Source organism: Stenotrophomonas sp. JAG2 (assembly GCF_041080745.1).
GTDB classification, from domain to species: domain Bacteria; phylum Pseudomonadota; class Gammaproteobacteria; order Xanthomonadales; family Xanthomonadaceae; genus Stenotrophomonas; species Stenotrophomonas maltophilia_AA.
Genome location: NZ_JBEUMH010000014.1, coordinates 23320 through 48181 on the forward strand (window position 1 = coordinate 23320; position 24862 = coordinate 48181).

Sequence of the window (24862 nt, forward strand, 5' to 3'; positions counted from 1 at the left end):
CCACATCGGCGCCGACGGTGTCGCTGCATATCGGCCTGTTCTTCGACGGCACCCGCAACAACGCCGACAACCTGCAGCGCGCCTCGCGCCCGGCCGGCGCCACCACGCCCGCACCGCGGCCGCCCGCCGTGATCGCCGATGATGCATCGCCCTACCAGAGCCGGTTGACCAGCAGCTACAGCAATGGCCTGACCAACATCGCGCGGCTGCAGGCGCTGTACCCCGATCACCGGCAGATGCCGCCGGTAGGCGACACGCTGGCGCTGTCGATCTACATCGAAGGGGTGGGCACGCGCACCGGTGAGGAAGACGATCTCATGGGGCTGGCGTTCGGGATCGGCCGCACGGGCGTGCGCGCCAAACGGCGCGAGGCGCTGGAGCAGCTGCTGCCCGAGGCGCTGCGCCAGCTCGCCCGCGCCCAGCCCGGCCGCACGCTGGGCAACGTGCGGGTGGATCTGTTCGGCTACTCGCGCGGCGCGGCCAGCGCGCGCGATGCGGTGAACGTGCTCAACGCGCCTGCGGCCGCCGCATGGCTGCGCGAACAGCTGGTGCGGTCGGGCTGGGCGCTGGCACCTGGATTTCCCGGCACCGCGCACCCGGTGCGCTTCGTGGGGCTGCTCGATACCGTGGTGGCGATCGGCCGCCAGCATCGCGATGAGATGCCCGCGGTCGCGCTTCCTGCAGGGTGCGCGGACAAGGTCGTGCAGCTGGTGGCCCGCGACGAACACCGTGAGCACTTCGCACTCACCAGCGTCGCGCCCGAACATGAGGAGATCGCGCTGCCGGGCGTGCACGCCAACATCGGCGGCGGCTACGACCAGCGCATCGAAGGCCCCAAGCTGCTCAGCCGTCCGCAGGGGCAGCTGCTGCGTGGCAACGGATTGGCGCCCGGCGCAGTGCCACCGCTGGTGCTGCTGCGCGCGACCACGGTGTACCGCAGCGCACAGGCCACCTGCCGCCGTTGGCAGCGCGCACTCGGCCTGGGCGATGACGCGATCTGGGTCGACGTGTGGCATCAGTGGCAGCCGCAACGCCGCGTCGACAGCCGCAGCGTCCTGCCGCAGCTCACCCTGCGTGCGTATGCGGCGGTGGTGCTGCGCCGCGAGATCGATGCGCGTTATCAGTTCATTGCGCTGCGGCTGCTGCACCAGCGTGCCGCGGCCGCCGGGGTGGCGTGGACAACCTCTCCGGACGCACTGCCTGCCTTGGCGCTGCCAGCGGAACTGCAGCCCATCGCCGCCCGGCTGCTGGCCGGCACGCCGCTCGATCCCACGCAGGAACGCCTCCTGCGCCAGCGCTACCTGATGCAGTCGGCGCATTGGAACTTCGATGCATTGGGCGACACCGCCCTGCTCTACGCCGCCGATGCGGGCACGCAGGAACTGCCTTATCGGCCAGGCCCGGGGTTGTTCTACATCAACCGGCCGACCGGAAACGGTCAGCGCGTGGTGCTGGCCAACACCTGACCACGCAGTTCGGTCTGTTCGATCAGCTCGGCGAGTTCTTCCTCCTCGAAGCCGGCCAGCAGGCGCGCTTCCAGGTTGAACGGGCCATACAGGAAGCCGCCGGCGTATTCCTTCAGCAGCGCCATGAACCGCGGGCGCGGCTCGACCCCTTCGCGCGTGCAGTACCAGCGGTACCAGCGCGAGCCGGCGGCGACGTGCGCCACTTCTTCGCGCAGGATGATTTCCAGCACATCGGCGGTGGCGTGGTCGCCCCCGGCGCGCAGTTTCACGATCATGCCCGGCGTGACATCCAGCCCGCGCGCTTCAAGCACGCGCGGCACCAGCGCCATGCGGGCCAGCCCGTCGTGCGCCGTCTTCTCGCACATTTCCCACAGGCCGTTGTGCGCGTCGAAATCGCCGTAGGCATAGCCGTTGGCCTGCAGCCGATCGTGCAGCAGCATGAAGTGGCGCGATTCGTCATCGGCCACGCTGACCCAGTCGGCATGGAAGGAGGTCGGCAGGCCACGGAAGCGGTAGACCGCATCCCAGGCCAGGTCGATCGCGTTGAGTTCGATATGCGCGATGGCGTGCACGAACGCCGCACGCCCTTCCACGCTGCCGAGGCCACGCCGCGGCAGATCGCGCGGGTGGACCAGGATCGGCTTGGCGGGGCGCCCCGGCATCCGGATCGGGTCCGGTGCCGGCGCATCGGCCGGGGCTTTCAGGCGACCGGCGCGGAACTGCACGGCGTAGTGCTGGGTCAACGCGACCTTGCGCAGCGGATCCGGCTCGGCCAGGCAGTGCTGCGCGGCCTGCAGCAGATCGCCGGCCGCGGTATCCAACACATCACTCATGCCCTGCCCTCAGGCGCGACGCTTGTGCTTGGCATCGTCCGAACGCAGCTGCTGGATGCGCTCGAAATAGCCCGGCTCGATCCCGGTCGGGTAGACGCCGTTGAAGCACGAGGAATCGAACGATTTCAGCTCCGGGTTGCCTTCGCTCACCGCGGCTTCCATGTCCTCGATGTCCTGGTAGATCAGCCAGTCGCAGCCCAGGTGCTTCTCGATTTCCTCGATGCTGCGGTTGTGCGCGACCAGTTCTTCGGCGGCCGGCATGTCGATGCCGTAGATGTTCGGGTAGCGCACCGGCGGCGCCGCGCTGGCCAGGTAGACCTTGCGGGCACCGGCGTCGCGCGCCATCTGCACGATCTGCTGGCTGGTGGTGCCGCGCACGATCGAGTCGTCCACCAGCAGCACCACGCGGTTGCGGAACTCCAGGTGGATCGGGTTGAGCTTGCGGCGCACCGACTTCACCCGCTCACCCTGGCCCGGCATGATGAAGGTGCGGCCGATGTAGCGGTTCTTGATGAAGCCTTCGCGGTACTTCACCCCGAGCGTGTTGGAGATCTCCAGCGCGGCATCGCGCGAGGTATCCGGGATCGGGATGATGGTGTCGATGTCGTGGTCCGGGCGCAGGCGCAGGATCTTCTCGCCGAGCTTGATGCCCATGCGCATGCGCGCCTTGTGCACCGAGACGTTGTCGATCATCGAGTCCGGGCGCGCGAAGTACACGTACTCGAAGATGCACGGGCTGTGCTCGACCGGCTCGGCGCAGACTTCGGAGAACAGCTCGCCGCGCGCGGTGATCACCAGCGCTTCGCCCGGGCGCACGTCGCGCACGCGCTGGAAGCCGAGCACGTCGAGTGCGGCCGATTCGGAGGCCACGATGTATTCGTCGCCTTCGGCGTGGGCGCGCTTGCCCAGCACCAGCGGACGGATGCCGTGCGGATCGCGGAAGGCGACCAGGCCCAGGCCCAGCACCACGCTGATCACCGCATAGCCGCCCTTGACGCGACGGTGCACGGCGGCCACGGCGCGGATCGCCGCTTCCGGGGTCAGCTGGCGCTGCGCATCCAACTCGAAGGCGAACACGTTCAGCAGCACTTCGCTGTCCGAATCGGTGTTGACGTTGCGGCGGTCCTGCTCGAACACCTGCTGGCGCAGGGCTTCGGTATTGATCAGGTTGCCGTTGTGGGCCAGCGCGATGCCGTACGGCGAGTTCACGTAGAACGGCTGCGCCTCGTCCATGCCTTCCGAACCGGCGGTGGGGTAGCGCACGTGCGCGATACCAACGCGGCCTTCCAGCGTGGACATCCGCTTGGCATCGAACACATCGCGTACCAGGCCATTGGCCTTCTGCACGCGCAGGCGGGTGCCGTCGGCGGTGGCGATGCCGGCCGCGTCCTGGCCACGATGCTGGAGGACGGTCAGGCCGTCATACAACTGCCCGGCGACGTTCTGGTTGCCGACGATTCCGACGATGCCACACATGGTGCGAATTCTCCGCTGGGCTGCGCCCATTTACTGTGAAGGTGGCCGTGCCTGGCCGGGGGAACCGCTCCGTGCCGGATCGGTGGGATCCGGGCGCACGAGCGCCGGATCAATGTTGTCGGGGCTACCTGGGTGAGGCCCACGCGCCGATACGTCGGCGGGGTCTCCTCCCTGCTGTGGGGTCTCGTCCAGCGGTCGCGGCCATCCGCGCCCGGCCAGCAGGCCGTCAAGCACACCATTATCGCCTGTCAGCAGCGGCTTGCCCAACTCCGAGCCGGGAAGTTGCGCCATGTTCACGTCAGGCAGCGCCATCGGCATGCCCTGCAGGTTGGGCAGCTGTGGCATGTCTGGCATCTGCGGCATCCTGGCCTGCAGCCAGCCCACACCGGGGCTGAGCATCGCGCGCAGGTTGGAATCACGCCAAGCTGCCTCGCGCGGCAACGGTGTATACGAGGCGATCAGCAGCAGCAGGCAACCGATCAGGCCGCCACGGGCCAGGCCCAGCACGCCGCCGAGCATCCGGTCGGCGCCGTTGAGGCTCGTCGAACGCACGGCCTGCCGGATCACCAGGCCGATGGCCCACACCGCCACCATCACCAGCAGGAACACGCTCAGGTAGCCCGCGAAGAGGTGCCCGGTACCGGGCGCCGCCGGCGCCGACCACCAGCCCGCGGCCGCCGTGCCGAACATCAGCGCCGCCCAGCTGCCGAGCAGCCAGGACAGGGTGCTGATGAGGATGCTGACGAAGCCGCGCATCACCCCGAGCAGGGTCGAGATGCCGATCACCGCCAACAGTACGAAATCGATCACGCGCATCCTCCGGGGAGGAACGTTCGAGCCTCACGGCACGGGCGCATGGCCGGCATCAGGGATGCGGCCGGACCATGCCGGCGACGCCGACCTTGGCAGCCACCTGGGCCTTGAGGTTCTCCGCATCGCCGCGGTTGGCGACCGGCCCGACGCGGACCCGGTTGAGGGTGCCCTTGTCGGTGCGGACCTGCTCGACGAAGGCGCTGAAGCCGGCGGCACGGACCTTGTCACGCAGTGCGTTGGCCTCGGCCGCCTGGCCGAAGGCACCCAGCTGCACGGCGAAGCCGACGCTGCTGGCGGCAGGCGCAGCCGGGGCAGCCACCGGCGGCGCGGCGGCCGTTTCGGGCTTGGGTGCCGGGGCCGGCTTGGGCTCGGGCTTCGGTGCAGCCGGCTTCGGTGCCGGGGGGGCAGCCGCGACCGGTTCGGCCGGCAGGGATTCGGTTTTCACGGTGTTGCCGGACGGCGCGGCGGCGGCGCTGGAGGCGGTCGGCGCCGTTGCAGCGGGTGCAGCGGGCGCCGGGGTGGCGGCGACCGCGGTATCGGCGCGCGCATCCAGGGTGATGACTTCGGCCTTGACGTCGTTGCGCACCTTCACCGCCTGCAGGCGGCCGGCTTCGGCCAGCGCGCGGTCGGCATAGGGGCCCACGCGGACACGCCAGGCCTGGCGGCCATTGATCGTGGCCGGCTCGCGGAAGCCCGCCAGCTGGGCGCTCTTCAGCGTGGCGATGACGCGGTCGGCATCGGCTTCGCTGGCATAGGCGCCAAAGCTCACGGCGTAGTTGCCCGCGGCCACGGCCGGCGAGGTATCGGCCGGCGCCGGATCGGCGGCGGCAGCGCTGTCGGCCAGTGGCTGGGTGGTCGATGCCCCGCTCTGCAGGCCGGTGGCGCCACCGGTCGGTGCGACCAGCGGCAGCTCGCGGGTTTCGAACTGGCCATCGGATGGCGCGGCCGGTGCGCTGATCGGCACGTTGGCAACGCCACTGTCAGGCGCGGGACCCTTGACGAGCATGGGCAGGAAAATCACGGCCAACGCCACCAGGACGATGGCACCAATCAGTCGCTGTTTCAGAGGAGTATCCACGTGAAGGCAGGCAGGCGGCGCGGCGGAATGCCACGGGGATTATACGGGTGTGCGCGTGTGCGGCGGCTGATGCGGCTGAACGGCGCTGCAAAGGCCGCTCAGGCGCCGGGATCCAGGGTCTGCAGCGCCTCGGCGGCGGTATGGAAGGAGCCGAACACCAGCACCCGATCACCGGCCTTGGCCTGCTGCAGGGCGTGCTGCAGGGCTTCGGCGACGGTGGCGTGGGGCGTGGCGCCGGCCGCTGCCGTGCCGTCCAGGCGTGCCTGCAGTTCCCCGGCACTCTGCGCACGGGCACCGGCCAGCCCGGCCAGATGCCACTGCTGGACCTGGTCGGCCAGGGCATCGACGACGCCGGCCGCGTCCTTGTCCTGCAGCGCGGCGAACACGGCGAGGGTGCTGCCGGTGACGCGGGCGGCCTTGAGTGCGCCCGCCAGTTCGCGCGCGGCCTGCGGGTTGTGGCCGACATCGACCAGGACCTCGACGCCGTCACGATCAAAGGCCTGCAGACGGCCGCGGATACGCGCGGCGGCAACGCCTTCACTGAAGGCGGTGCGCGGCAGCGGACGATCGAGCGCGCGCAGGGCGGCGATCGCGGTGGCGGCATTGGCGCGCTGGATCGGGCCACGCAGGCTCGGGTACGGCAGTTCAAGACGGAAGCCGACATCGCGCCAGCGCCAGCGTTCGCCATCGATGTCGTCGGCAAAGAAGTCGCTGCCGCCCCGGATGGCGTTGGCCCCCACCAGATAGGCGCGCGCGAGCACGCTCGAGGGCGGGTCGATTTCGCCGAGGATGACCGGCTTCCAGCCGCGGATGATGCCGGCCTTCTCGGTGCCGATCGCTTCACGGTCCTCGCCCAGCCAGTCGCTGTGGTCGATGTCCACGGTGGTGATCACCGCGACGTCGCTGTCGACGATGTTGACGGCATCCAGGCGGCCGCCGAGGCCGACTTCCAGCACGGCCAGGTCGAGCCCGGCCTGCGCGAACAGGTGCAGCGCGGCCAGCGTGCCGCATTCGAAGTAGGTCAACGTGGTGTCGCCACGGGCATCTTCGATGGCATTGAACGCCGCCATCAGTGCCTCATCGCTGGCGTCCTCGCCATCGATGCGCACACGCTCGTTGTAGCGCAGCAGGTGCGGCGAGGTGTACGCACCGACCTTCCAGCCGGCGGCACGGGCGATCGCTTCGATGAAGGCGACAGTGGAGCCCTTCCCGTTGGTGCCACCGACGACGATGCTGCGCTCGGCCGGTGCGCCCAGCCCCATCGCCTCCGCCACGGTACGCACCCGGTCCAGCCCCATGTCGATGGTGGCGGGGTGCTGCTGCTCGATGTAGCCGAGCCAATCGGAGAGGGTCTGCGGGCGGGCGATGGTGGTCATGGTCGCTGGATCGGAATCGTTGGGGCGGACGGCAGGATGGGACGCAGTGCGTTACAGCGCGCGGTGCTTGGCTTCGCCAAAGAACGGCGTGTGGTGGGCGCAGTCGTTGAGGCGGACCACTTCGAGCTGATCGAGGTCGGGGCCTTCGAGCAGGTTGAGGGTGGTCGGTGCCTGGCGGAAGGTCCACAGGCGCGAGATCGGCAGGCCGAGGATGCGGCACAGGATCACGCGGTTGACGGCGTCATGGGCGACGACCAGCAGCGTGTCATGTTCACCGAGGCCTTCGGCGGCGCGCGCCAGGCCACGCCAGCTGCGCTCGAGCACCAGGCGCAGCGATTCGCCGCCGGGCATCAGCACGGTGTCCGGCTCTTCGCGCCAGGCACGCAGGCGGGAGGGATCCTTGTCATGGATTTCGCTGGCGAGCAGGCCTTCCCATTCGCCGTGGGCGATTTCCTGCAGGTCCGGTTCGGTCAGCAGCATCGGGGCCCGCTCGGCGCCGAGGGCGAGCTGGGCGGTGAGCTGGGCGCGCACCAGCGGCGAGGCGACGGCGCGGGTGATGTCCACGGACTTCAGCCGTTCGCCCAGCGCGCTGGCCTGGGCTTCGCCGATCGGCGACAACGGGATATCGATCTGGCCTTGGTAGCGGCCTTCGGCATTCCACGGCGTTTCGCCGTGACGGGCAAGCAGGATGCGCATGCGGACAAGGGTTCCTTGGGGGGAGGAGGTTTCGGCGTTTCGTTCACATCCTGTGAAACCACACCGAACGGGGATCATACCCGGTCGCGGCTGTGAAGCTGCGTGGCTCTTTGGTCTTTGACGGATGGCTCGTAGAGCGTTGGCGCCTGACTGGCCCGCGCAGGCTGAGGCGGGGCAGCCTCTGGCAGGACGCGCCGTGAACCCATCCCTGGGGGCTCGTACGACGGCATCCATGCCGTCGAACGGTCCTGCCAGAGGCTGCCCCGCCTCATCCACCAAGATTTCCGTCTCTGACGCGGACACGAGAGCAACTGCAGTGCCGCTGCTTTTCCGTCCGTACAACGGTCCTGCCAGAGGCTGCCCGGCCTCATCCAACGAGGTTTGTCGCTGAAGCGGACGCAGAGAGCAGGTGCAGTGCCGCTTCGCTTTTTTGTCCGCACACGGGCATCTGTCCAGAGCGCGTCGGGCAGGGCTGGGCGAGACCGTTCGACCGCATGGATGCGGTCGTACGAGCCCCCATGGATGGGTTCACGGCGTGTCTCGCCCAGCCCTGCCCGGCGCGCTCCCTCCGGGAAGACGAGACGCCGCGCCTGGATCTCCCAGCTCAGCCACAACAAAAAACCCCGCAGGTTTCGCTGCGGGGTTCTGGAAACCGACGTGTCGGCTTACTTGCTGAGGTTCAGCTCTTTCAGCAGCTGCGGCGCCGGCGCCACTTCCTGCATGATCCACTGCATGTAACGGCTGTCGACCGCGATCATGCGGGTCATCACCGGATCGAACACCCAGTTCGAACTCACCGACTCCCAGTTGCCGTCGAAGGCCAGGCCGACCAGCTTGCCGTTGGCATCCAGCACCGGCGAACCGGAGTTGCCGCCGGTGATGTCCAGGTTGGACAGGAAGTTCACCGGCACCGAACCGATGCGCTTGTCCTCCAGGCCGCCGTAACGCTTGGCCTTGACCGCCTCCAGCAGCGCCTTCGGCGAATCGAACGGATCCTCGCCGGTTTCCTTCGCGGCCACGCCTTCCAGGGTGGTGAACGGGGTGTAGTTCACGCCGTCCTTGCCGTAGCCCATGACGTTACCGAAGGTGATGCGCAGCGACAGGTTGGCGTCCGGATAGACGAACTCGCCCTTGCTCTTCTTGTAGTCGGCCACGGCCTGCAGGTACAGCGGGCGCGAGACCAGCGACTCGCCTTCGCGGGTCTTCTTCTGCTCTTCCTGCTTCAGCAGCGCCGGCATCACCGCCACCGCGTACTGGATCGCCGGATCGGTGCTGGCCTCGAACGCCGCGCGGTCGGCCTTGAACCACGTCAGGCGCTCGTCCAGGCTGCCCAGCTTGGTGGCCGAGAGTTTGCCGACCAGACCCTGCACGGCGGCCGCGTCGCTGCCCGCCAGCCACTGGTTGAGCACCTCGTTGCTGCGCTGCGCGGCCGGCAGGGCCACGTACTGGCTCAGCCAGTAGGTCTGCAGCTGCTGGTCCATGCGCGCGACGTAGCGGCGGTCCATCTGCTTCAGGCCGCCTTCGATCGACGGCAGGTCGCGTTCCTGGTAACCGGCTTCACGCTCGGCGTCGGGCTTGCTGCGCTCGATCGACAGGCGGTACAGGCTGATCGCCGCCCCCACCGCCGAGGTGCTGTTGAACTGGCTGACGAACAGATCGCGCTCACGCGTCGCCTTGCTGGTGTCCAGGTGCTGGACCAGCTGCGCATGCGCAGCCAGCGCCGGCTTGCCGGCGGCACCGCGCTTCTTCAGCCAGGCCAGCACGGCGGCCTCTTCGGCCTGCTTCTGCCCGGCCGCGTCGATGCGCTTGAAGCCCTCCAGCTGGCCGGCGTAGTTCTTGGCCACGTTGTTCATGCTGGCCGCAGTGGCGGCGTACTTCACCTTGACGTCCGGATCGGCCTTGCCGGCCTCGTCGATCATCTTCAGCACGGCGTTGTAGTGGCGCGCGATGGTCGGGTAGGTCCAGCTGGCGGTTTCATTGAACTCACCGGCCAGGGCGTAGCGGTTGGTGCGGCCCGGGTAGCCGGCCACCATCACGAAGTCATCGGCGCCCAGCGGCTGGTCGGCGAACTTCAGGAAGTGCTTGGGCTGGTACGGCACGTTGTCGGCGGAGAAGGCGGCCGGCTTGCCGTCCTTGCCCACGTAGGCGCGGTAGAACGAGAAGTCGCCGGTGTGGCGCGGCCACATCCAGTTGTCGATGTCGCCGCCGAACTTGCCGACGCTGCCCGGGGGCGCGTAGACCAGGCGCACATCCTTGATTTCCATGTTGCGGAACAGGCGGTAGGTGTTGCCGCCGGAGAAGCTGTACAGGCGGCAGCGGAAGCCGGCATCGGCTTCACAGGCGGCGGTCTGTGCCTTGTCGAAGGCCTCCAGCGCGCGGGTGCGGGCCAGCGGGTTCTTGCCGGCGGCAGCGATCGCGGCCTTGGCCTGGTCGGTCACGTCGGTGATCTGGTCCAGCACGAACACGCGGGCGTTCGGGCCGGCGCTCAGCTCGTCCTTCAGGGTCGGCGCGTTGAAGCCGTCCTTGATCAGGTTCTTCTCGGCCGTCGAGTTCAGCTGGATCGCACCGTAGGCACAGTGGTGGTTGGTGACCACCAGGCCCTGCGGGGAGACGAAGCTGGCGGTGCAGCCGCCCAGTGCCACGACCGCGCCCATCGGGTCGCCGGTCAGGTTGGAGATCTGCTCCGGGGACAGCTTCAGGCCGGCCTGCTTCAGCGGACCGGCGATCTCCGGCAGCTGCTGCGGCACCCACATGCCTTCTGCGGCATGGGCGACCTGGACCAGCCCAAGGCTGGCGACGACGGAGAAAGCAAGCAGGTTCGAGCGCATAGAGCAGCCCCTGGTGAAAGAACCGCCGATTCTAGCCCAGCCGCTGCGCCGCCAAACCACCCGCGCTGCAACATGGGAAAACCGCCGGCGGCTCTATAATCCGCGTTTTCCCCCAGACGAGTTCCACCCCGATGGCGCAGCAAACAATGAAGGCCCTGGTCAAACGCGAAGCCGCCAAGGGCATCTGGCTGGAAGAGGTTCCGGTCCCCACCCCCGGCCCCAACGAGGTCCTGATCAAGCTGGAAAAGACCGCCATCTGCGGTACCGACCTGCACATCTACCTGTGGGACGAGTGGAGCCAGCGCACGATCAAGCCGGGCCTGACCATCGGCCACGAGTTCGTCGGCCGCATCGCCGAGATCGGCCCGGGCGTGACCGGCTATGAAGTCGGCCAGCGCGTCTCGGCCGAAGGCCATATCGTCTGCGGCCATTGCCGCAACTGCCGTGGCGGCCGCCCGCACCTGTGCCCGAACACCGTCGGCATCGGCGTCAACGTCAACGGCGCCTTCGCCGAGTACATGGTGATGCCGGCCAGCAACCTGTGGCCGATCCCCGACCAGATCCCGTCCGAGCTGGCCGCCTTCTTCGATCCGTACGGCAACGCCGCGCACTGCGCGCTCGAGTTCAACGTGATCGGCGAGGACGTGCTGATCACCGGCGCCGGCCCGATCGGCATCATTGCCGCGGGCATCTGCAAGCACATCGGTGCACGCAACGTGGTGGTCACCGACGTCAACGATTTCCGCCTGAAGCTGGCCGCCGACATGGGCGCCACGCGCGTGGTCAACGTGGCCAACACCTCGCTCAAGGACGTGATGAAGGACCTGCACATGGAGGGCTTCGACGTGGGCCTGGAAATGAGCGGCAACCCGCGTGCGTTCAACGACATGCTCGACTGCATGTACCACGGCGGCAAGATCGCCATGCTCGGCATCATGCCCAAGGGCGCCGGCTGCGACTGGGACAAGATCATCTTCAAGGGCCTGACCGTGCAGGGCATCTACGGCCGCAAGATGTACGAGACCTGGTACAAGATGACCCAGCTGGTGCTGTCCGGTTTCCCGCTCGGCAAGGTGCTGACCCACCAGCTGCCGATCGACGATTTCCAGAAGGGCTTCGACCTGATGGAACAGGGCAAGGCCGGCAAGGTCGTACTGAGCTGGAATTGAGGCATCGCGCCGTTGGCGCGCCGGTTGGTGTCACGACCAACGGTCGTGACCTACCTGGTAGGTACCGACCGTTGGTCGGTACGCGCCTCGGCCGTGGCATGGCCCCGGCAGGTACCGACCGTTGGTCGGTACGCGACCGGCAAACGAAAAAGGCGCCTTTCGGCGCCTTTTTCATGTCCATCGCAGCGTCAGGTCATTTGCCCACGGCCACGGTGAATACCACGCGGTTGTCCGCCAACTTGCCGTTGTTGTCGCGACCGGCGCCATCGGTGCCGTGGTACCCCAGGCCCAGGTTGAACAGGCCGAACTGGCGGCTCACGCCGACGTTGAAGTCGGTGTAGTCCTTGCCGAAATCGGTCTCGAGCGAGGTGCGGCCCACGTTCGCGCTCAGGGTGAAATCATTGGGCAGGCCCCACTCGCCGCCCACCGCGTAATACCAGCTCTTGGTATCGGACCCGGACAGGTCGTCGGTGTAGGCCACCGTCAGCTTGTACTGCTCGGCGAAGGTGGTGGTGGTGATCAGCTCGTTGTAGTTCAGCTCGCTGGCGCCCGGATAGGTGTAGCGGTTGAGGAGCACGTCGAAATTGACGCCGTCGGTGACATCCACCCCGTAGCCGATCAGGTAGTCGATCTCGGTGCTGGGGTCGCCCGGCCCGAAGTCCACGCCCGAGCCCCACACGCCCGCATACAGGCCTACCGGCGAGGTATAGGTGAAGCCGGCCTGCAGGGTCGGATCCTCATCGGTCTGGGACACACCACGGAACACGTAATCCGATACCGCGGTGACGTTCCAGCTGAACGGCGATTCGGCCTCGTCCTGGGCGCTGGCGGCAAACGGGGCAAGCAGGGCGGCGCAGAGCACAGCGGCGGCGGTACAGCGCGTGGCGTGGTTCATGCGGGGTCTCTCCAGACGTGGGTGGGGGTGGTCGGAACGGCGCGGTTTACAGTTTTTTAACCTGATTGATATTGCGATGCAACAATCACGTCTGCAACCGTCTCCCGGCCTGCCCCGCCCATCCACCGCCCGCGGCAACCCCGCCGTCGCCCCCGACAGGTAAAATCCCGGGTTTCCCGTGCCGAAGACTGCCTGCCATGACCGACGCCACCACCGCCTCGTTGACCCAGCACTACGTTGAAGAACTGGAGGCGATCCGCGCCCAGGGCCTGTTCAAGTCCGAACGCATCATCACCAGCCCGCAGTCGGCCGAGATCACCCTGGACGACGGCCGCACGGTGCTGAACTTCTGCGCCAACAACTACCTGGGCCTGGCCGACCATCCGGACCTGATCCAGGCCGCGAAGGACGCCCTCGATACCCACGGCTTCGGCATGGCCTCGGTGCGCTTCATCTGCGGCACCCAGGACCTGCACAAACAGCTGGAAAAGCAGATCGCCGACTTCTTCGGCAAGCAGGACACCATCCTGTACGCGGCCTGCTTCGACGCCAACGGCGGCCTGTTCGAGCCGCTGCTGGGCGAGCACGACGCGATCATTTCCGATGCGCTCAACCATGCCTCGATCATCGATGGCGTTCGCCTGTGCAAGGCCAAGCGCTTCCGCTACGCCAACTGCGACATGGCCGATCTGGAAGCCCAGCTGCAGGCCGCCGATGCGGCCGGCTGCAAGACCAAGCTGATCACCACCGACGGCGTGTTCTCGATGGACGGCTTCATCGCCCCGCTGGACGAGATCACCGCGCTGGCGAAGAAGTACAACGCCCTGGTACACATCGACGAATGCCATGCCACCGGCTTCCTTGGCGCGACCGGCCGCGGCTCGGCCGAGGTCAAGGGCGTGCTGGAGAAGATCGACATCATCACCGGCACCCTGGGCAAGGCCATGGGCGGCGCGCTCGGCGGCTTCACCTGCGCCAGCGCCGAAGTGATCGAACTGCTGCGCCAGCGCTCGCGCCCGTACCTGTTCTCCAACTCGCTGCCGCCGCACGTGGTCGCCGCCGGCATCAAGGCCTTCGAGATGCTGGCCGCCGCCGATGACCTGCGCGACACCCTGGCGCAGAACACCGCCTACTTCCGCGAGAAGATGACCGCCGCCGGTTTCGATGTGAAGCCGGGCGTGCACCCGATCAGCCCGGTGATGCTGTACGACGCGCCGCTGGCGCAGAAGTTCGCCGAACGCCTGCTCGAAGAAGGCATCTACGCGATCGGCTTCTTCTTCCCGGTGGTGCCCAAGGGGCAGGCCCGCATCCGCACCCAGATCAGCGCCGCGCACACGCGTGCGCACCTGGACCGTGCGATCGATGCCTTCACCCGGATCGGCCTGGAGCTGGGCGTCATCAAGGGGTGAGCGGACGACGGCGCCTGGCGCGCCGTCCCCACGGAACGCCGGGCCATGCCCGGCGTTTTTTTTATTTCTTCTTTTTCTTCTTGTCCTTGGCCGATTCCTTGCTGGCCACCACCACCGGCGCGGCGACCGGACCGTCCTGGCCGTTGCCCTTGGCCACGCGGATGCCGTTGGCCTTCATCCAGGCGTCGAACTCGTCGGCGCTCATGCGCTTGTCGCCATCGCTCATCATGAAGCGGTAGCTGCCGCGGCCGTCCAGCTCGGGAATCTTGATCTCCACCACCTTGTCGGTCACCGGCGGATCCTGCTTGGCGATCTGTTTGTGGCCGCCACAGGCGGTCAGCAGCGCGGCCGGCAACAACAGGCAGGCGCCGCGGAACAGGGAACGGGTGAGGCTACGGATGTGCATGGTCTTACTCCCGGTGTTGAACGGAACGTCCCTTCGAAGGCCATCCATTGCCCGGGTCGATTGGCCTGCCACATGCCGGCAGGCCACGAGGTCACGGTGTGGCCGCGGCGCTGTCGGCCACGGCGTACAGCAGATCCAGATCGTGCTGGCTGAGCTCGCGCCAGGCGCCCTTGCCCAGCTCGCCCAGCGGCAGCTGGCCGATCGCCACGCGCACCAGGCGCAGCACGTTGATGTCGAACGCGGCCAGCAGACGGCGGATATGCCGGTTGCGGCCTTCCTCCAGCACCACTTCCAGCCAGGCGGTCTTGTCGCCGCTGCGCAGGAGCGTGGCGCGGCGCGCGCGCAGCAGTTCGCCCTCGTCCTCGATGCCCGCGCACAATGCCTGCAGCTGCGCGGCATCGGGGATCGCGTCAATCTGGACGTGATAGGTCTTGTCCGGGCCGGTGGCCGGATCGGTCAGGCGCGCGGCCCATTGCGGATCGTTGCTGAAGAGCAGCAGCCCTTCGCTGGCCTTGTCCAGGCGCCCGACCGGCGCGATCCACGGCAGGCCGGCAGCGTCGAAGCAGCGGTACACGGTGTCGCGGCCGCGCTCGTCCTGCGCGGTGGTGACCAGGCCGCGCGGCTTGTTGAGCATCAGGTGCACGCGCTTGGGCGCATCCAGCGGCTGACCATTGACGCGCACGTGATGGCGACCGTCGATGATCGGAAATTCGGGGTTGTTGATGACACGGCCGTCGACCGTGACCCGGCCATCAGCGATCCAGCGCGCGGCTTCGGTGCGCGAGCACAGCCCGGCCTTGGAGAGCACACGCGCCAGGCCATGGCGCGGCGCGGGCGGACTGGCGCTGGCGGCGGTGGTGCGGGTACCTGCTGCGGGGCTCGCACGCCGCTCGGGGCGGCGTGGTCGGGACGCGGTCGCGGCGGGTGGCCGGCGTGTCGTCATCGTGCTCCGCCCGGGCGGCTTACTTCTTGTCCGCCGGCTTGGTCTCAGCCGGTGCTTCGGCGGCGGCGGCCGGCACGGCAGCCGGTGCCGGGCGTGCCTTGACCACGCGTACGCCACGCGCCTTCATCCACGCGTCGAATTCTTCGGCGGTCATGCGCTTGCCGTTCTGGCTCATGTCGAAGCGCCACGGCGTGTTGTCGAACTCGGTCTGCGGCTTGTAGGCGGCCGGATCGTTCGGATTGATCACCGGTGCGCTGGGAATCGCCTTGGCGATGTTCTGGCAGCCATCGATGCGCAGGCGCTGCAGCACGCTGTCCAGCGACTGTTCCCGGTCGAAGCTGGAGGTCAGCACGCCGGCGGGCATGCCCAGCTGGACGTTGCGGATGTACAGCTCTTCGGCAACCGGTGCGATCGCGGTGGCCGGCAGCGGCAGCGGCGATGCGCTGGCAGGTGCCGAACAGTCCACGGCAGCGTGGGCGGCGGGAACCAGGGCCAGGCCAAGCGCGGCGGCCAGTGCAAAACGCTGCATGGGATGCATCCAGGAAGGGGTCGACGCGGCGAGTTTAACAGCGCCACAACGTCTTTCAAGCGCCACCTTCAATGAATACGGCAACTTGTTGGATTTATTGTCGATTTCCGGGATCGAACCGCCCCGGACACACAAAAAAACAGGGCCCGGCAATGCCGGGCCCTGCTTGGTGAGACTGTACCGCCAGAAGGATTAGTTCTGGACGTTCAGCTCGGTACGACGGTTCTTGGCGCGGCCTTCCGGGTTATCCGAACCATCCGGGTTGGTGTTCGGCGCAATCGGGCGGCTCTCGCCGTAACCGATCGGACCGACCAGACGCGAAGCGTCAACGCCGTTCTGGGTCAGGTAGTTGTACACCGAGGTGGCACGACGCTCGGACAGCTTCTGGTTGTAAGCGTCGGAACCCTTGGAATCGGTGTGACCGGCGACTTCAACGCGCAGATCCGGGTAACGCTTCAGGATTTCCGAAGCTTCGCTCAGGATCGCAACCGCGTCCGGACGCAGGTTCGACTTATCGAAGTCGAAGTTCACGCCCTTCAGATCGATCGACACCGGGACCGGGCAACCGTCCGGACCGATGGTCTGACCCGGCTGCGAGTTCGGGCACTTGTCGTCGCAGTTGTTGACGCCGTCACCGTCGTCATCCAGATCGGCGCAGCTCGGAGCAACCGGAGCCGGAGCCGGCACGGCAGCGACCGGGGCCGGGCCCAGCGGGATCACGACACCGACCGAAGCCAGCACGTCGCCGAACCAGTCTTCGCTCGGAGCAGCAATGCTCTGGTCGTCGAAGTCAGCGCGGTAGGCCACTTCGGCACGCACGGCGACGCGCTTTTCGAAGGTGGTCTGCAGACCGACGCCGAGCTTGGCGGCGAAGTTGCCGTCCTTGCGCTCACGCGGACCGTTGGTGTTCAGCGCTGCGTACTCTTCTTCCGACTTCTGGTAACCCAGGCCGAACAGCAGGTACGGGTTCCAGCCGCGGCCTTCCTGGATGAAGTGGCGACGCAGATCGACGGACGCGCCGTACTGGCTCCAGTTCAGATCCTGGTTGGCATCGAAGTTCGGGTTCTGGTAGTTCAGCTCGCCATCCAGCGACCAGTTGGGGCTGATGAACTTACCGAGGCCCAGGGTAACGAACGGAGCGTCGTTGGTCAGACGGTCGCTATCCTGGAAGTTGAAGCCGGCCGAACCGGTCAGGTACCAGCGGTCGTCAAAATCCTGCGCCGATGCAGCCTGGGCGAAAGCCAGACCGCCCAGCAGCGCGGCAGTAAGGATCTTCTTGTTCATTGAGTACAGCTCCTATTTCGGGGGTATGAAACCGGTAGAGGCATGGGCCAGCACTACTGCGTCGTTTTCAGACTGCCGATTCAGCACGCCACCGCCGCGAACATTATGCTCAGGCGAGTGAAGGTGATGTTAACAGTCCCGTAACATGTGAAGACGACCGCCAGACCTCTACCGGGTCCAGCTGGTGGCACCCTATACAGGTTGATGAAATTCCGCAAGACCCAGCAATGACAAGGGTTTTGCGCAATTCAGGCGGCGTCACGACACATTTTTCACGTTAGGGTTCAAATCGCGATTTCGCCTTGATTCAGCGCAAAAACAGGGACGTCGTGATCCGTATGATGGGGAAGATTCCCCCGTTCCGGAGCCGATATGAAAGCCGTGGGATTGACCCAGTATCTGCCGATTGAAGACCCCGCCGCGCTGCAGGACCTCAGCATCGCCCCGCCCGGCACGCCGCAGGGACGTGACCTGCTGGTGCGGGTACACGCTGTTTCGGTCAATCCCGTGGACACCAAACAGCGCGCCCCGCGCGCGCAGCTGGAGGATCCGCCGCGCGTGCTGGGCTACGACGCGGCCGGCGTCGTTGAAGCCGTAGGTCCCGACGTCACCGCCTTCGCCGCGGGCGACGAGGTGTATTACGCCGGCGATGTCACCCGCTCCGGTTGCAATGCGCAGTATCACTGGGTGGACGAGCGGCTGGTCGGACGCAAACCCACCACGCTGGATTTCGCCGAGGCCGCGGCGTTGCCATTGACCACGCTGACCGCCTGGGAACTGCTGTTCCAGCGCATGCCGCTGCACTTTGAAGACAGCCGCCATCGCGGCCAGCACCTGCTGATCATCGGCGGCGCCGGCGGTGTCGGGTCGATCGCCATCCAGCTGGCACGGCATGCCGGCTTCACCGTGATCGCCACCGCCTCGCGCGAGGAAACCCGCGCGTGGTGCCTGCAGATGGGCGCCGACCACGTGATCGATCATCGCCAGCCACTGGCCGCCCAGTTGCAGGCAGTGGGCATCGCGCAGGTACAGGTCGCGCTCAACCTTGCCGATACCGATCATTACTGGGAGACCCTGGGCGAGCTGCTGGCACCGCAGGGGCATGTCGGCCTGATCGTCGAGCCACGCGGGCCGCTGCGCATCGGCGATCCCTACAAAGCCAAGTGCATCGGCATCCATTGGGAATTCATGTTCGCGCGCGCGCGTTTCCAGACCGGGGACATGATCGAGCAGCACCGCATCCTCAGCCGTGCGGCCAGCCTGATCGACGCCGGCGAGCTGCGCACGACCGCGCACACGCACCTGGGCACGATCAACGCCGCGAACCTGCGCGAAGCGCACCGTCTGCTGGAAGGTGGCGGCGTGATCGGCAAGCTGGTGCTGTCCGGCTGGGGGTAGTCGCGCGGCAACGTGTCAGCGCGCATTCGCCTTCATCTGTATCTGTCGGCGGCGCCCGGTGCCGCCTACAGTCAGTGGCCCTTCCGGTGAATCCGCCATGCCCACGTCCCTGCCCCTGCGCCTGCTGCAACTCCTGCTCGGTCTGTTCCTGTACGGCTTCGGCGCGGCGGTGATGATCCGCGCGGCGATCGGGGTGGCGCCCTGGGATGTGCTTTCCCAGGGCATCGCGCTGCAGACGCCGCTGTCCTTCGGCGTGGCCACCAATGTGATCGGCGCGCTGGTGCTGTTGCTGTGGTGGCCGATCCGGCAGAAGCCCGGCTTGGGCACGGTACTCAACGTGATGCTGATCGGCCCCAGCGCGCAGTTCGGGCTGTGGCTGCTGCCGGAGGTGCATGGCCTGGCCTGGCAGATCCCGATGTTCGTCTGCGGCCTGCTGCTGGTCGCGCTCGCCACCGGCCTGTACATCGGCGCGCGCTTCGGCCCCGGCCCCCGCGACGGCCTGATGACCGGCCTGCATGCCCGCACGGGCTGGCCGATCTGGATCGTGCGCAGCGCGATCGAAGGCACCGTGCTGCTGATCGGCTGGTGGCTGGGCGGCAACGTCGGCGTGGGCACCCTCGCCTTCGCCCTGCTGATCGGCCCGCTGTGTGGGGTCACCCTGCCGCTGTTCGGCATCCGCAAGCCTGCGCCGGCCACCGTCGCGCCGTAACAGCGCCGGTGCCGACCGGGCGTCGGCATCGGCCGGGCGCCGCCGCTTGCTCTTCAGAAGCATTCGCGGCACCCTGCGGGCTTCCGTACGCAAGCGTATCCACATGTCGCCAGCCGCCGAATCCTCCGCCTACCCGCATCTGTTCGCCCCGCTCGATCTGGGCTTCACGCAGCTGCGCAACCGGGTCCTGATGGGGTCCATGCACACCGGCCTGGAAGACCGCGCGCGCGATTTCCCGCGGCTGGCGGCGTATTTCGCCGAGCGGGCCGCTGGCGGCGTCGGCCTGATCGTCACCGGCGGCTTCGCGCCCAACGTGGTCGGCTGGCTCAAGCCGTTCGGCGGCAAGCTGTCCTGGCCCTGGGAGGTGCGACCGCATCGCCAGGTCACCCGGGCCGTGCACGACAACGGCAGCAAGATCTGCCTGCAGCTGCTGCATGCCGGCCGCTACGCCTACCACCCCCTCTCGGTGGCACCTTCCAAGCTGAAGGCGCCGATCAACCCGTTCACCCCGCGGGCGCTGTCCGCGCGCGGCGTGGACCGCCATATCGCCGATTACGCACGCAGCGCGCCGCTGGCCCGCGAAGCCGGCTACGACGGCGTCGAGGTGATGGGCTCGGAAGGCTATCTGATCAATGAGTTCATCGCGCCGCGTACCAACCAGCGCACCGACCGCTGGGGCGGCGACGCGGCACAGCGCATGCGCTTCGCGGTGGAGATCGTGCGGCGCATCCGCGAGGCCTGTGGGCCGGACTTCATCATCATCTACCGGCTTTCGCTGGTGGACCTGGTACCCGACGGCAGCAACTGGGCCGAGATCGTGCAGCAGGCGCAGGCCATCGAAGCGGCGGGCGCGACCCTGATCAACTCCGGCATCGGCTGGCATGAGGCGCGCATCCCGACCATCGCCACCTCGGTCCCGCGCGGCGCCTTTGCCGGGGTCACCGCCAAGCTCAAGCCGCATGTCCGCGTGCCGGTGATCGCGACCAACCGCATCAACATGCCCGACGTTGCCGAGCGCATCCTCGCCTCAGGCGGTGCCGACATGGTCTCGCTGGCGCGGCCGCTGCTGGCCGATCCGCAGTGGGCCAACAAGTCGCGCGCCGGCCGCCCCGAGGCGATCAACACCTGCATCGCGTGCAACCAGGCCTGCCTGGACCACGTATTCGAGAACAAGACGGCCAGCTGCCTGGTCAACCCGCGCGCCGTGCACGAGACCGAGCTGGTCTACCGCCCGACCACCGCCCCGCGCCGCATCGCCGTGGTCGGCGCCGGTCCGGCCGGGCTGGCCTGCGCGACCGTGGCTGCCGAGCGTGGCCACGCGGTGACGCTGTTCGATGCCGGCAGCGAGATCGGCGGGCAGTTCAACGTCGCCAAGCGCATCCCGGGCAAGGAAGAATTCCACGAGACGCTGCGCTATTTCCGCCACAAGCTGGGCGAGACCGGCGTCGAGGTGAGGCTGGACACCGTGGCCGACGTGGCCGCGTTGGCCGGTTTCGACGCGGTGGTGATCGCCACCGGCATCACCCCGCGCCGGGTCGATTTCCCCGGTGCCGACCATCCCAAGGTGGTCAGCTACCTGGATGTGCTGCTTGGCAGGGTCCAGGTGGGCGAGCAGGTCGCGATCATCGGCGCCGGCGGCATCGGCTTCGATGTCGGCGAGTTCCTGGTCCACGAAGGGCCCTCCTCCGCGCTGGATCCGGCGCGCTGGATGGCCGAGTGGGGCGTGGACCCGACGTTCGAGGGCCGCGGCGCGCTCGCCAAACCGGCACCTGAAGCCCCTGCGCGCAAGGTCTGGCTGCTGCAGCGCAGCCCGGGCAAGCCCGGCGCCCGCCTGGGCAAGACCACCGGCTGGATCCACCGCGCCACGCTCAAGGCCAAGGGCGTGAGCATGCTCGGTGGCGTTGAGTACCTGGGCGTGGATGACAGCGGCCTGCGCATCCGCGTGGACGGTCAGGAACAGCTGCTGCCGGTGAGCCATGTGGTGGTCTGCGCCGGGCAGGAACCGCGCCGTGATCTGCACGCCGCGCTGCAGGCAGCCGGCATCCAGGCACAGCTGATCGGCGGCGCGGATGTCGCCGCCGAACTCGACGCCAAGCGCGCGATCGATCAGGGCAGCCGGGTCGCCGCTGCCCTCTGATCCGGGTCCAAATGGACCTGAATACGGGGCTGAACCGCCGATTCAGCCCCACCTCCGAACCTGAATGTCAAGCTTTCGGGTTCAGGATGTATTGGGAAATCCCCCCCTATCGTGCGCCAACTTTCCCGCTCACCACCCAGTTCGAGTGAGCGCGCGGACCCCACGTCTTCTTTCGGGTCCGCCCCCGGGCGGCCCCGATGGTCGCCTCCCCATGACGCCAAGTCGTACCCACGCCCCGTCCGCACGATCGGATGGAACAGCCAGGTGCGGCCCACACGGAGCAAGGAGATTTATGAAACTGGCCTGGATTCTCTGGCTGTCACAGTTGTTGCCGCAGCCTGCCGCCGATTCGTTGTGCCTGAGCACGACCGTCTACCTCGAAGCGCGTGACCAGACCCTGCGCGGCCAGCAAGCCGTCGCGGAAGTGGCGCTGCGCCGCCTGGACAGCGGCCTCTGGGGCGACTCGATGTGCCAGGTGGTGACCGCCCGCAAGCAGTTCGCCCCGACCATCGTCGCGCCCGGCACCCAGCTCGGCAACGCCGATGCCTGGCAGGAAGCGATGACCGTCGCCTTCGACGCCGAACGCAACTGGGCCCTGCCGGCCGGTGAGCGCAAGGAGATCGTGCCCGGCGCCAGCCACTTCGCGGCCTTGGCAATCGCCAACCCGAGCTGGCGCAATGCCTACCAGGTGGCCACGATCGGCGATCACACCTTCTACCGCGTGCAGAAACTCAAGCCACGCGCGTCGTAACGATCTGTTACGGCCATACCGTTGAGGATGCGGGGCCGGCTCTGGAATAGTGGGCGGCTCACCTTCCACCCATCCGCAACGGAGTTCCCATGAAGCTGTACAGCAAGCCCGGAGCCTGCTCCACCGCCGATCACATCGCCCTGCAGTGGACCGGCCAGCCGTTCGAGGTGGAACTGCTCGACAAGGACACCTTGAAGGCGCCGCCGTTCCTGGCCCTCAATCCGGCCGGCTCGGTGCCGGTGGTGGTCGATGGTGATTTCGTGCTGACCCAGAACGCGGCCATCATGGGCTACATCGCCGATACCTACCCGCAGGCCGGCCTGACCGGTGACGGCAGCCCGAAGCAGCGCGCCGAAGCCACCCGTTGGCTGTCCTTCGTCAACTCCGACCTGCACCCGGCGTTCAAGCCGCTGTTCGGGCCGGGCACCTTCATCGAAGACGACACCCAGTACGACGCGCTCCGCGCCGCCGCCCGCAAGCGCCTGCGCGCCCTGTTCGAGCGCGCCGATGCGCAGTTGGCCGACCGCCCTTGGCTGGCCGGCTTCCGCAGCTTCGCCGATCCGTACTTCTACATCACCCTGCGCTGGGCTGCGGGCGCGAAGATCGACCTGAGCGGCCTGGACAACCTTGCCGCCTTCAAGCAGCGCATGGAAGCCGATACCGGCGTGCAGGCGGCACTGAAGGCGGAAGGCCTCCTGTAGAGCCACCCCATGGGTGGCTGCAGGCGGTCCGGCCAGAACACACGCGTCCGGCCGGACAAGGAGCCACGCATGGCGTGGCTCTACCCGATCGTACGCACCACATTGCCCTCGGCATCGCGCAGTTCGCTCGGCTCCACCACCACCTGCAGCGCCGGCCAGCCCGGGATCGCATAGGTCCCGCGGCGTGGCATGACCGTGGCTACCAGCGCCTGTACCGTGGCCGGCGCCAGCTGGCAGTCCAGCGCTTCGTCTTCGACCACCAGCGCATTGACCGCGGCCGGCGACAGCGTGATCTGCCGATCGTTGCTGACCAGCGTCAACGGCTGCCCGAACAGCAACCGCGCAGGCAGCAGCGCGAGCAGCGATTCCACCTGGCGCGCGCCCAGCGTTATGGTCAACTGCTGCCCAGCGCCCTCGCCCTGCACCGACCAACCCAGCTTTTCCAGGAACAGATAGGCCGTCTGCGAGCCTTCGCGTGCCGCGCCCTCGGCCACCGCAGCAGCGAGCGCGGGGTCGTCCAGCAACGAGCCACGCGCGATATCGGTGATCCACAGCGGCATCTTCGGCAGCAGCGCCTCGAGCACGCCGGTGGTCGACCAACGCTTCACCGCATCCATCTCGTCATCGGTCAGCCCGATCACCTGCAGGAACTCCAGCGAACCGTTGGGCGTCTCCTGCGGCGGCAGCTGCGGGTCGCGCATGAAGGCGATGTGCCGCAGCAGCGTATCGGTGTCGGCGGCGATCGGCCCGCCTGCGTTGAGGTAGTGCCCCTGCTGGAACACCTTGCCGTTGGCGAACACGTAGCGCGCCAGGTTCTGCAGGAAGTTCATCGCCCACGCCGGCGGCTCGCTGCCCGCCGCGGCGGCAACCCGGAAGCTCAGTTCGAAGCCGTAGCCACTGGTGGCCGGATCATCGCTCTCCTTTTCATACAGCTCGGAGAAGCCGTAGCTGACGAAGTGCCAGTGCGGCAGCGGCGCATCGTTCCAGTACGCGCTGATGCCGTCCAGCGGATCCTCGCCACCGAGCAGCGAGCGCAGCACCGGGCCGTAATGCTGCGGCGCCTGCGTGGTATACACCGCCTTCAACGCGGCATCGATGGCATCCCACCCGGGTGCGCCGTCGTCCTCGATCTCATCCACCATCGCTACTCTCCCGCACACGAAACAGCACGCATTCTAAACAGCGTGCTGCCTGGCCGCCGTCGACGTACCGTCTCAGGCGATCACGGGCTCGCTCTGCAGCAGCGCGCGCGTCTCTTCCAGCCAGCGATTCGCCAGCGCCGGGCTTTTCGCCTTGCTGATCGCGGCGGCCATGTCCGGCCACAGTTTCTCCAGGCTGCCGGCATCGGTGCAGCGCTCGACTTTCAACTGCATGAAATAGCCCTTGAGACCAAGGTGCCTGCGCACCGATTCGCTCATCCAGTCGTACAGACGCTTGTAGAGCTCCGGGTCCTGCTCGCGCCCGGCGGTCAGCGCCGCGGCGACGACCGGTGCGGCACTGCCGCCGACGATCTCGATCAGGCCCATCGCCGAGAGCTGCGCCAGCGCATCGTCCGGCGCACGGAGGCCCGGCAACAGCGCGGTCAACGCGGTGTCATCGCGCTGACCATCGACCATCAGCAGAATGGATCGCAGCGCCGGCGGCAGGCGCCGCGCACGATCCTCGATTTCCTGACGGCCAGCGGCCGTCTTGGCATGGATGTACGCCATGTGCTCCCCCTTTCACGTGGTGCATCATCGCGCGTCGCGCCGGCCGTTCGCCGACTCGTACGCGCCCCCTTTCCCATCTTCCAGGCCGATCGGCGTCGGTGGCCGCCCCAGGCGCGCCGCGTCCCCAGCGATCACATCCGGAGCTTACCCGAGCGCTCGCGTCCTCGGTAATGCACTGCAGCATGGTCCTGGAGGCACCCCGCACAGGCAGGAAAAAGGCCCGTCTCTCCGAGGAGGACGGGCCTTGGGGAACGCG

At 67.6% G+C, this 24862-nt stretch carries 22 protein-coding genes; 8 read left to right on the forward strand and 14 right to left on the reverse strand.

What is annotated here, in order from left to right:
- The first annotated feature begins 17 nt into the window (after nucleotides 1-17).
- Complete coding sequence (locus tag AB9O74_RS16195; RefSeq protein WP_369349927.1) at nucleotides 18-1466, forward strand: DUF2235 domain-containing protein; 1449 nt, start codon at nucleotides 18-20, stop codon at nucleotides 1464-1466.
- Here the strand turns inward: AB9O74_RS16195 and AB9O74_RS16200 are convergent.
- The 7 genes from AB9O74_RS16200 to AB9O74_RS16230 all read right to left on the reverse strand — a co-directional run bounded on the left by AB9O74_RS16200 (nucleotide 1439) and on the right by AB9O74_RS16230 (nucleotide 10566).
- Complete coding sequence (locus AB9O74_RS16200) at nucleotides 1439-2299, reverse strand: ferritin-like domain-containing protein (protein ID WP_369349928.1); 861 nt, start codon at nucleotides 2297-2299, stop codon at nucleotides 1439-1441. The two genes, AB9O74_RS16195 and AB9O74_RS16200, sit on opposite strands and share 28 nt — an antisense overlap.
- A 9-nt stretch (nucleotides 2300-2308) precedes the next feature.
- Nucleotides 2309-3775, reverse strand: coding sequence for an amidophosphoribosyltransferase (purF, locus tag AB9O74_RS16205; RefSeq protein WP_019185825.1), 1467 nt, complete (start codon nucleotides 3773-3775; stop codon nucleotides 2309-2311).
- Nucleotides 3776-3805: 30 nt separating this feature from the next.
- Nucleotides 3806-4585: a CvpA family protein gene (locus AB9O74_RS16210; RefSeq protein ID WP_369349929.1), complete on the reverse strand. Its 780-nt coding sequence runs from the start codon at nucleotides 4583-4585 to the stop codon at nucleotides 3806-3808.
- Nucleotides 4586-4640: 55 nt separating this feature from the next.
- On the reverse strand, nucleotides 4641-5666 hold the full coding sequence (locus tag AB9O74_RS16215) for an SPOR domain-containing protein (protein ID WP_369349930.1): 1026 nt from the start codon (nucleotides 5664-5666) through the stop codon (nucleotides 4641-4643).
- 98 nt (nucleotides 5667-5764) lie between these two features.
- On the reverse strand, nucleotides 5765-7042 hold the full coding sequence (gene folC, locus AB9O74_RS16220; RefSeq protein ID WP_369349931.1) for a bifunctional tetrahydrofolate synthase/dihydrofolate synthase: 1278 nt from the start codon (nucleotides 7040-7042) through the stop codon (nucleotides 5765-5767).
- 51 nt (nucleotides 7043-7093) lie between these two features.
- Nucleotides 7094-7738 (reverse strand): histidine phosphatase family protein, encoded by a 645-nt coding sequence (locus AB9O74_RS16225; protein WP_346491270.1) that lies wholly within the window; start codon nucleotides 7736-7738, stop codon nucleotides 7094-7096.
- Nucleotides 7739-8403: 665 nt separating this feature from the next.
- Complete coding sequence (locus AB9O74_RS16230; RefSeq protein ID WP_369349932.1) at nucleotides 8404-10566, reverse strand: S46 family peptidase; 2163 nt, start codon at nucleotides 10564-10566, stop codon at nucleotides 8404-8406.
- Nucleotides 10567-10712: 146 nt separating this feature from the next.
- On the opposite strand from AB9O74_RS16230, the gene tdh reads away from it, so the two are divergent.
- Nucleotides 10713-11735 carry an L-threonine 3-dehydrogenase gene (gene tdh, locus AB9O74_RS16235; protein WP_176990742.1) on the forward strand — a complete coding sequence of 341 codons (1023 nt, stop codon included), beginning with the start codon at nucleotides 10713-10715 and terminating at the stop codon, nucleotides 11733-11735.
- Between the two features lie 193 nt (nucleotides 11736-11928).
- On the opposite strand, the gene AB9O74_RS16240 is transcribed toward tdh, so the two are convergent.
- The gene (locus AB9O74_RS16240; protein WP_137190938.1) at nucleotides 11929-12630 is read right to left on the reverse strand and encodes a TorF family putative porin; all 702 of its coding nucleotides are present in this window, start codon (nucleotides 12628-12630) and stop codon (nucleotides 11929-11931) included.
- Nucleotides 12631-12827: 197 nt separating this feature from the next.
- Between AB9O74_RS16240 and kbl the strand changes: the two genes are divergently transcribed.
- Entirely contained in the window at nucleotides 12828-14039 is a 1212-nt protein-coding gene (gene kbl, locus AB9O74_RS16245; RefSeq protein WP_369349933.1) for a glycine C-acetyltransferase, read from the forward strand.
- A 61-nt stretch (nucleotides 14040-14100) separates the two neighbouring features.
- Here kbl and AB9O74_RS16250 read toward each other — a convergent pair whose 3' ends face one another.
- From AB9O74_RS16250 to AB9O74_RS16265, 4 genes are all read right to left on the reverse strand, one after another.
- Nucleotides 14101-14445, reverse strand: a complete 345-nt coding sequence (locus AB9O74_RS16250) for a hypothetical protein (protein WP_176990714.1) — start codon at nucleotides 14443-14445, stop codon at nucleotides 14101-14103.
- Nucleotides 14446-14536: 91 nt separating this feature from the next.
- Nucleotides 14537-15388 carry a pseudouridine synthase gene (locus tag AB9O74_RS16255; protein WP_369349934.1) on the reverse strand — a complete coding sequence of 284 codons (852 nt, stop codon included), beginning with the start codon at nucleotides 15386-15388 and terminating at the stop codon, nucleotides 14537-14539.
- A 19-nt stretch (nucleotides 15389-15407) separates the two neighbouring features.
- Entirely contained in the window at nucleotides 15408-15917 is a 510-nt protein-coding gene (locus AB9O74_RS16260; protein ID WP_176990712.1) for a hypothetical protein, read from the reverse strand.
- Between the two features lie 192 nt (nucleotides 15918-16109).
- Nucleotides 16110-17201 (reverse strand): OmpA family protein, encoded by a 1092-nt coding sequence (locus AB9O74_RS16265; protein ID WP_176990711.1) that lies wholly within the window; start codon nucleotides 17199-17201, stop codon nucleotides 16110-16112.
- A 372-nt stretch (nucleotides 17202-17573) separates the two neighbouring features.
- Between AB9O74_RS16265 and AB9O74_RS16270 the strand changes: the two genes are divergently transcribed.
- From AB9O74_RS16270 to AB9O74_RS16290, 5 genes are all read left to right on the forward strand, one after another.
- Entirely contained in the window at nucleotides 17574-18599 is a 1026-nt protein-coding gene (locus tag AB9O74_RS16270) for a zinc-binding alcohol dehydrogenase family protein (protein ID WP_369349935.1), read from the forward strand.
- Nucleotides 18600-18696: 97 nt separating this feature from the next.
- On the forward strand, nucleotides 18697-19308 hold the full coding sequence (locus AB9O74_RS16275; protein ID WP_369349936.1) for a YitT family protein: 612 nt from the start codon (nucleotides 18697-18699) through the stop codon (nucleotides 19306-19308).
- Between the two features lie 103 nt (nucleotides 19309-19411).
- Nucleotides 19412-21445, forward strand: a complete 2034-nt coding sequence (locus tag AB9O74_RS16280; protein ID WP_369349937.1) for an FAD-dependent oxidoreductase — start codon at nucleotides 19412-19414, stop codon at nucleotides 21443-21445.
- A gap of 292 nt (nucleotides 21446-21737) precedes the next feature.
- On the forward strand, nucleotides 21738-22196 hold the full coding sequence (locus tag AB9O74_RS16285) for a cell wall hydrolase (RefSeq protein ID WP_088435200.1): 459 nt from the start codon (nucleotides 21738-21740) through the stop codon (nucleotides 22194-22196).
- A gap of 89 nt (nucleotides 22197-22285) precedes the next feature.
- Nucleotides 22286-22897 (forward strand): glutathione S-transferase N-terminal domain-containing protein, encoded by a 612-nt coding sequence (locus AB9O74_RS16290; RefSeq protein ID WP_346479841.1) that lies wholly within the window; start codon nucleotides 22286-22288, stop codon nucleotides 22895-22897.
- A gap of 80 nt (nucleotides 22898-22977) precedes the next feature.
- Here AB9O74_RS16290 and AB9O74_RS16295 read toward each other — a convergent pair whose 3' ends face one another.
- Nucleotides 22978-24039 carry a suppressor of fused domain protein gene (locus AB9O74_RS16295; protein WP_369349938.1) on the reverse strand — a complete coding sequence of 354 codons (1062 nt, stop codon included), beginning with the start codon at nucleotides 24037-24039 and terminating at the stop codon, nucleotides 22978-22980.
- 72 nt (nucleotides 24040-24111) lie between these two features.
- Nucleotides 24112-24606, reverse strand: a complete 495-nt coding sequence (locus AB9O74_RS16300) for a hypothetical protein (protein ID WP_346491280.1) — start codon at nucleotides 24604-24606, stop codon at nucleotides 24112-24114.
- Between the last annotated feature and the right edge of the window lie 256 nt (nucleotides 24607-24862).

Bases quoted from the DNA above. Each gene is read 5' to 3' on its own strand.
- AB9O74_RS16265 (WP_176990711.1), bottom strand. From the start codon at position 17,201: ATGAACAAGAAGATCCTTACTGCCGCGCTGCTGGGCGGTCTGGCTTTC.
- AB9O74_RS16230 (WP_369349932.1), bottom strand. From the start codon at position 10,566: ATGCGCTCGAACCTGCTTGCTTTCTCCGTCGTCGCCAGCCTTGGGCTG.
- AB9O74_RS16260 (WP_176990712.1), bottom strand. From the start codon at position 15,917: ATGCAGCGTTTTGCACTGGCCGCCGCGCTTGGCCTGGCCCTGGTTCCC.
- AB9O74_RS16300 (WP_346491280.1), bottom strand. From the start codon at position 24,606: ATGGCGTACATCCATGCCAAGACGGCCGCTGGCCGTCAGGAAATCGAG.
- AB9O74_RS16275 (WP_369349936.1), top strand. From the start codon at position 18,697: ATGCCCACGTCCCTGCCCCTGCGCCTGCTGCAACTCCTGCTCGGTCTG.
- AB9O74_RS16250 (WP_176990714.1), bottom strand. From the start codon at position 14,445: ATGCACATCCGTAGCCTCACCCGTTCCCTGTTCCGCGGCGCCTGCCTG.
- AB9O74_RS16255 (WP_369349934.1), bottom strand. From the start codon at position 15,388: ATGACGACACGCCGGCCACCCGCCGCGACCGCGTCCCGACCACGCCGC.
- AB9O74_RS16285 (WP_088435200.1), top strand. From the start codon at position 21,738: ATGAAACTGGCCTGGATTCTCTGGCTGTCACAGTTGTTGCCGCAGCCT.
- AB9O74_RS16280 (WP_369349937.1), top strand. From the start codon at position 19,412: ATGTCGCCAGCCGCCGAATCCTCCGCCTACCCGCATCTGTTCGCCCCG.
- purF (WP_019185825.1), bottom strand. From the start codon at position 3,775: ATGTGTGGCATCGTCGGAATCGTCGGCAACCAGAACGTCGCCGGGCAG.
- AB9O74_RS16200 (WP_369349928.1), bottom strand. From the start codon at position 2,299: ATGAGTGATGTGTTGGATACCGCGGCCGGCGATCTGCTGCAGGCCGCG.
- AB9O74_RS16270 (WP_369349935.1), top strand. From the start codon at position 17,574: ATGAAAGCCGTGGGATTGACCCAGTATCTGCCGATTGAAGACCCCGCC.
- tdh (WP_176990742.1), top strand. From the start codon at position 10,713: ATGAAGGCCCTGGTCAAACGCGAAGCCGCCAAGGGCATCTGGCTGGAA.
- AB9O74_RS16240 (WP_137190938.1), bottom strand. From the start codon at position 12,630: ATGAACCACGCCACGCGCTGTACCGCCGCCGCTGTGCTCTGCGCCGCC.
- AB9O74_RS16290 (WP_346479841.1), top strand. From the start codon at position 22,286: ATGAAGCTGTACAGCAAGCCCGGAGCCTGCTCCACCGCCGATCACATC.
- kbl (WP_369349933.1), top strand. From the start codon at position 12,828: ATGACCGACGCCACCACCGCCTCGTTGACCCAGCACTACGTTGAAGAA.
- AB9O74_RS16295 (WP_369349938.1), bottom strand. From the start codon at position 24,039: ATGGTGGATGAGATCGAGGACGACGGCGCACCCGGGTGGGATGCCATC.
- AB9O74_RS16225 (WP_346491270.1), bottom strand. From the start codon at position 7,738: ATGCGCATCCTGCTTGCCCGTCACGGCGAAACGCCGTGGAATGCCGAA.
- folC (WP_369349931.1), bottom strand. From the start codon at position 7,042: ATGACCACCATCGCCCGCCCGCAGACCCTCTCCGATTGGCTCGGCTAC.